We start from the raw sequence: 5681 nt of genomic DNA, 5'->3' as shown, positions 1-5681 counted from the left end.
CCCGCCGGGCGGGCCGCCCGCGCTCCTGGCCGCGCCGGCGCCGCCGGAGCTTGAGATCTCCGAGGACGACGCGGTGTTCCGCGAGAAGGTCGTGGCCCATATCCTCTCGAAAGATTTGGAGATTCCGCTGCTGCCGCACGTCGCGATGAACGTCATCAAGCTGACGAACGACGCGCGCTCCTCGATGCAGGACCTGGCGCGCGTGGTGCTGACGGACCAGGGAATCGCAAGCCGCATCCTGAAGATCGCCAACAGCCCGGTGTACGCGGGCGCGGTCGAGGTGAAGACGATCAGCCAGGCGCTCGTGCGTCTTGGGCAGCGCGAGGTGAAAAACCTCATGCTCGCCATCTCGTTGCAGGGGCGCGTGTTCAAAAGCGCCAGCTACCAGTCGCTCGCGCGCAAGCTTTGGGAACATTCCATCGCCGTCGCCTTCTCCTCGCGCGTGGTGGCCAACGCGCTTCGCCTGCCGAAAGAAGAGGCGTTTCTTGCCGGTCTGATGCACGACATGGGCAAGATGGTCCTGTTGAACCTCATCGAGCGGTGCCTGCGCGAGATGCCGGTCAAATATCGCCCGTCGATGCCGCTCGTTTTGGACACGCTGCGTCAATTCAATGCGGACGTGGGGGAAATGGTCGTCGCGCGCTGGGACCTGCCCGACGAGATCCGCCGCGCGGTGCGCCGCGGCGAGCCTCGCCCGGACGGAACGCCGACGGACGCGGACGCGGTCGCCATCGGTAACGCGATCGCCGAGATCAAAGCGATCGGCCCGGATACCTGGGACGGCCCGCTCTACGAGCATCCGGCCGCGATGAACCTGCATCTGTCGCGCGAGGCCTGCGAAGAATTGATCCGCCGTTTCGATCAAATGTACGAGCCGGCGCGGGGACTTTTTGGATGACGCGCCTTTTCGCCCTCTCCTTGCTTGCCATCGCGCTTTTCGGCGCCGGCTGCGCAAGCCGCATCGTGAATGTCCCCATCGACCCGTACGTCGATCCGGACATGGGCCGCCATCGCGTGCAGCGCGTGGCGGTGATGCCGTTTGTCATCCCCGAGTATCTGCGCGACCAGGGCGGCGCGGAGACCGTCAGCATCGAGATGACGAATCTCTACATGGAGGAACTGGCGGGCGAGGGCGTCTTCGCGCTGATACCCGGCGAGCAGGTGAAAGAGGCGATGATCCGCGACGTGCCGAACCCCGTGGACTGGATTTACAACGGCACGGTCCGCGAGGCCGCCCGCATCGGCCGGCGCGTCGGCGCGGACGCCGTGGTCTATGGCGAAATCAAAAAGTATCTGTCGGGCAATCTGTCCAACAGCGAAATCGAGGTCGAAACGACGCTCGTGGAGGTCTCGACCTTGACCGTCATCTGGCGCGTGCGCGAGGTGATCGTCGGACGCGGCGGGAAAAAGCTGCTGAACGAGCCGATCACAAGCGTGCCGCCCTCGCGCCTCGCCGAAATCGCCGCGGACGATGCCGCCCACAAGGTGCGCCGCATTCATGAGGAACAGGGGCCGATCCGCGTCGTCAACGTCTCGCCGCGCAAGCGCGCGGGCTACGCCGTGCTCGCGGGCGGCGTCGTGATCGGCGCGGCGTCGATCTATTACATCGGCAAGTCCGACGAGGCGTACGACAAATACACCTCCGCGGACAACGACGCCGACCTGTCGCGCTACCGGCGGCAGACCAAGGAATACGACCAGACCTGGCAGATCCTCGGCGCGGCGGGCCTCGCGGCCGTCGGCACGGGGATTTATCTCGTATTGACCGATCACACGGTCGAGACGCGCACCGCCTTCGATCCCGCGCCGAAAACGCCCCATCTCGCGGCCACGCCCGCCGTGATGGGCGACGGCGCGCCGGGGCTGCGTCTTGGCCTGACGTTCCGATGAACCGGGGTATGCAAGGAATCCGCCGATGAGGCACACATCCAAATTCCCGCCGGGCGCCGCGCGTTTTGCCGCCGTCGCGATCGCCCTATGCGCGCTTTCGCTTGTCACCTGCACGCGCGATTACGCGCGGCACGTGGCCAAATCCACGAGCAGCCTGACGGTAGCCTCCGTGTCGCCCGTAACCGGCGCGAACTCGCAGGAGACCGCGCTGACCATCGAGGGCTCGAATTTCACGGGCTCACTTTCGGTGTATGTCGGAAGCGCGGCGTGCACCGGCGTATCCGCCGTATCGACGAAAATCCTGAACGCCACCCTGCCCGCGGGCCTGCCCGAAGGCGTCTACGACGTGACCGTGGTGTCGGCTACCGCGGGATCCGGCATTGCCGAGGACGCGTTTTCCGTCGTCGATCCGACGAAGCTCGCGGTCGAGACGATCACGCCGGCCGAGGGCGTCAACGACGCGGCGACGCCGGTGACCATCACCGGGCGCGCGTTCGTGGAGCCGTTGACCGCGTCGCTTGGCGAGACGGCGCTATCGAACGTGATCGTCATCGACGCAACGAGCGCGACGGCCGCCGTGCCCGCGGCGATGGAGGCGGGCTTTTACGACCTGACGCTCGTCAATCCCGACGGCACGCAGGCGACGCTCGTATTGGCGTTTGAGGTCATCGACGCCGAGGCGATCCGCGTCACGTCCGTGGAGCCGGCTTCGGGATCGAACCTCGACGACCAGGAAATCACGATCACCGGGGCGAACTTCGTTTCGCCCGTATCGGTCTATCTTGGCGAAATCGAACTGAACAACCCGGCGCCCGTGCTTCAGTCCGACACGCGCGTTTTGGCCGTGGTGCCTGCGGGTTTCGATCTCGGCGTGTGGGACGTGCGCGTCGAGAACCCGGACGGCGAGTCCGACACGCTCGGAGACGGCTACACCGTGACCGCGGGCGACGACGACGCGGACGACGACACGGCGGACGACGACATGGACGACGACACGGCCGACGACGATATGACCGACGACGACGCGGCCGACGACGATGCGTTCGATGATGATGTGGACGACGACGTGGTCTGGTAAACGCGCGGCTCGCCGCGCGGCGACAATTTCAACCCCATCGGAGGCACGAGTGCGATGAGCAAATCCGAAGGCAACGGAAACGGCCACGCCCAGGACGGACTTGAACCGACCCTGTTTCTGCCGAACCCCGCCGGCGATCCCGCGCTCGATCCGGAGCGCCGCGAGGACCAGCTCGATCGCCTGGCGCAGGTCGGATTCGCGGCCGGGGCGCTGATCCACGATCTGTCGAACGTCCTCGGCGGGATGATGGGGCACGTGCAACTCGCGCAGATGGCCGGCGACGAGGCGACGATGAAAAAAGCCATCGACGTCGTCGCCACGGGGCTCGGGCGCGCGCGCGACCAGATGGCGCGGTTCAAGATGTTCGCCACGCGCGGGCACGTCATCCGGCTTCTTCGCCTGTCGGACGAGCTCGAATCGCTGCTCGACGAATTGGCCCGCGAACTGGCGCGGGAAAACGTTCTGGTGGAGCTTGTCGCGCCGGACGTCTTCGTGATGGCCGACGCGCTGCTTTTTCACCAGCTCTTCGCTCCTCTTGTCGCGCACGTCGGGGCGAGCGTCGGCGCGGGCGGCCGCGTGCAGATCGTGGCGAAGGCCAGCGACGCGACGCACATCGCCATCTCCATCGTCGCGCATCCGGAGAAGGCGGGCGTCTCGGAAAACGCGCCGCTGCGCGACGACGAGTACCGCTTGCTGATCGGGCTGGCGTTCGAGATGCAGGCGCAGCTCGAAAGGGACGATGACGGGCCGTTGACGGCTTACCGCGTGATCCTGCCCGCCGCCTGATTTCGCTTGTCAAAACGCTGACACCTGAAGCCGGGACCGGGCGCCACCGCGCCGGTCCCGGACTTGCGTTGTCAACCCGCCGAACGCGACGCGTCTCTCCGAAATCATCGTCAACTATTTGAAATCATTGCTGATAATCCTTTCCGCGTCGGCCGACGCCGCTTGCGGGCTGACGGCGGAATTTTGTCAAAACGCGTGGCACATCCATTGCACAACTCCATGCACGTACGAATTCCACAGGCATGACGACCCCTTTTGGGGGTTTTGAAACGGGGGTCACGTGATGGCCGCAAACGAAACCGAAGCCACGGGCGTTCAAAAGCCGGCAGGCGGCGGAAAGAAGAAGCTGTTCTTCATCCTGGGGGGTGTCGTCATTATCGGCGCCGCAGTCGCCGCTCTGTTTCTGCTTGGCGTCATCGGTGGATCGTCCGAGGCGGCGCCGGCCGAGGAGGTCGAGACGATCAAGGCGCCGGCCAAGCCGCGCCCCACGGTGGCGCTCGAGGAATTCGTCGTGAACCTGGCCGACACGGACCAGCCGCGTTTCCTGAAGACCGCGATCGAGCTTGAGGCGGCCAACGAAGAAGTCGCCAAGGGCTGCGAGGCGAGCCGCGCGGCGATCCGCAACTCGGTCGTCGAGCTGCTTTCGAGCAAGACCTTCGCGCAAATCCGTGATGTGAAGGGCAAGGCGCGGCTGCGTCAGGAGATCATCGTCCGGCTCAACGAGATCCTGGGCACGAACGGTGTGACGCAGGTCTATTTCACCGACTTTATCGTCCAATAGGCGGCAAGAACCGATGCGCAACGTGCTTTCGCAAAATGAAGTCGACGCCCTTCTCGCCGCGGTCTCCGAAGGCGACTTCGAGGACGGCGCGGGCGGCGGCGGGCATTCGGGCGAGGTCCGCAACTACGACCTGACGAGCCAGGACCGCATCTTTCGCGGAAAGATGCCGATCCTCGACGTCATCCACGAGAAGTTTTGCCGCGACTTCCGCAGCACGTTGTCGCTTGACCTTGGCCGTCTCGCGAACCTGGAGCCGAACGGCATCTCGCTTCTGAAGTTCCAGGAATTCCTGAACGGTCTTCCCGTGCCGTCTTGCCTGTCGCTTTTCAAGATCGATCCGCTGCCGGGCAACGGCGTGGTGGTCGTGGAAAGCCAGTTCGTGTTCACGCTCGTGGACATCTTTTGCGGCGGATCGGGCAACAGCCGCTTTCGCATCGAGGGGCGCGATTTCACGTCCATCGAAATCGGCATCGTGCGCAAGATCGTCAAGAAGGCTCTTGCGGAGCTCGGGCATTCGTGGCGGCCGGTGTTCCCGGTGGACATCGGTTTCATCCGCACGGAGATCAACCCGCAGTTCGTCTCCATCGCGCATCCGACCGAGGTGGTCGTGAACATGGAGAGCCTGGTGGACGTCGAGGGCGCGACGGGGCTCATGCAGATCGTCGTTCCGTACGCGTCGATCGAGCCGATCCGCGAGCGCCTCTCGCAAAACTACGTCGGCGACAAGAACGAGATCGACCGGCTGTGGAAAAAGGAAATTCGCGGCCACATCAAGGATGCGTCGGTGGAACTGAAGGCCGAGATGGGCACCGCGGAGCTTTCCATCGGCAAGATCCTCTCGCTTCAGCCGGGCGACGAAATCATGCTCGACAATTTCGTGCAGGACGCGATGCACGTGCAGGTGGAGGGGATTCCGAAGTTTCGGGCCGAGACCGGCCTGACGCGGCAACAGTCATACAAGGCACTCGAGATTCTCGATTTTACCGAGTGACGGGGGACAGGAGACGGGTATGGCAGACGATCAAAACAACGACGGCGGTATCAGCCAGGGCGACATCGACAGCCTGCTTCAGGAAGTGGAGCAGCAGGGCGGCGACGAGCAAAAGGCCGCCGCGAGCGGCGGTGAGCCGCCGGTGAATCTGGGCG

The 5681-nt window shown here is 64.7% G+C and carries 6 protein-coding genes; all 6 read left to right on the top strand.

The genetic code is table 11. The features are described 5' to 3' along the window. The coding region (locus K8I61_00135; GenBank protein ID MBZ0270414.1) for an HDOD domain-containing protein at positions 1 to 898 on the top strand (898 nt) is incomplete at its 5' end. Then, entirely contained in the window at positions 895 to 1890 is a 996-nt protein-coding gene (locus K8I61_00130) for a DUF3280 domain-containing protein (GenBank protein MBZ0270413.1), read from the top strand. The genes K8I61_00135 and K8I61_00130, both read left to right, overlap by 4 nt. A 25-nt stretch (positions 1891 to 1915) precedes the next feature. Beyond that, complete coding sequence (locus tag K8I61_00125; protein ID MBZ0270412.1) at positions 1916 to 2968, top strand: IPT/TIG domain-containing protein; 1053 nt, start codon at positions 1916 to 1918, stop codon at positions 2966 to 2968. A gap of 54 nt (positions 2969 to 3022) precedes the next feature. Next, positions 3023 to 3754 (top strand): hypothetical protein, encoded by a 732-nt coding sequence (locus K8I61_00120; protein MBZ0270411.1) that lies wholly within the window; start codon positions 3023 to 3025, stop codon positions 3752 to 3754. 283 nt (positions 3755 to 4037) lie between these two features. Next, the gene (locus K8I61_00115; protein MBZ0270410.1) at positions 4038 to 4535 is read left to right on the top strand and encodes a flagellar basal body-associated FliL family protein; all 498 of its coding nucleotides are present in this window, start codon (positions 4038 to 4040) and stop codon (positions 4533 to 4535) included. 13 nt (positions 4536 to 4548) lie between these two features. Next, complete coding sequence (gene fliM, locus K8I61_00110; GenBank protein ID MBZ0270409.1) at positions 4549 to 5526, top strand: flagellar motor switch protein FliM; 978 nt, start codon at positions 4549 to 4551, stop codon at positions 5524 to 5526. Positions 5527 to 5681: the final 155 nt, after the last annotated feature.

Source organism: bacterium (assembly GCA_019912885.1).
Taxonomy (GTDB): domain Bacteria; phylum Lernaellota; class Lernaellaia; order JACKCT01; family JACKCT01; genus JAIOHV01.
This window is presented reverse-complemented; position numbering and strand designations above follow the sequence as displayed.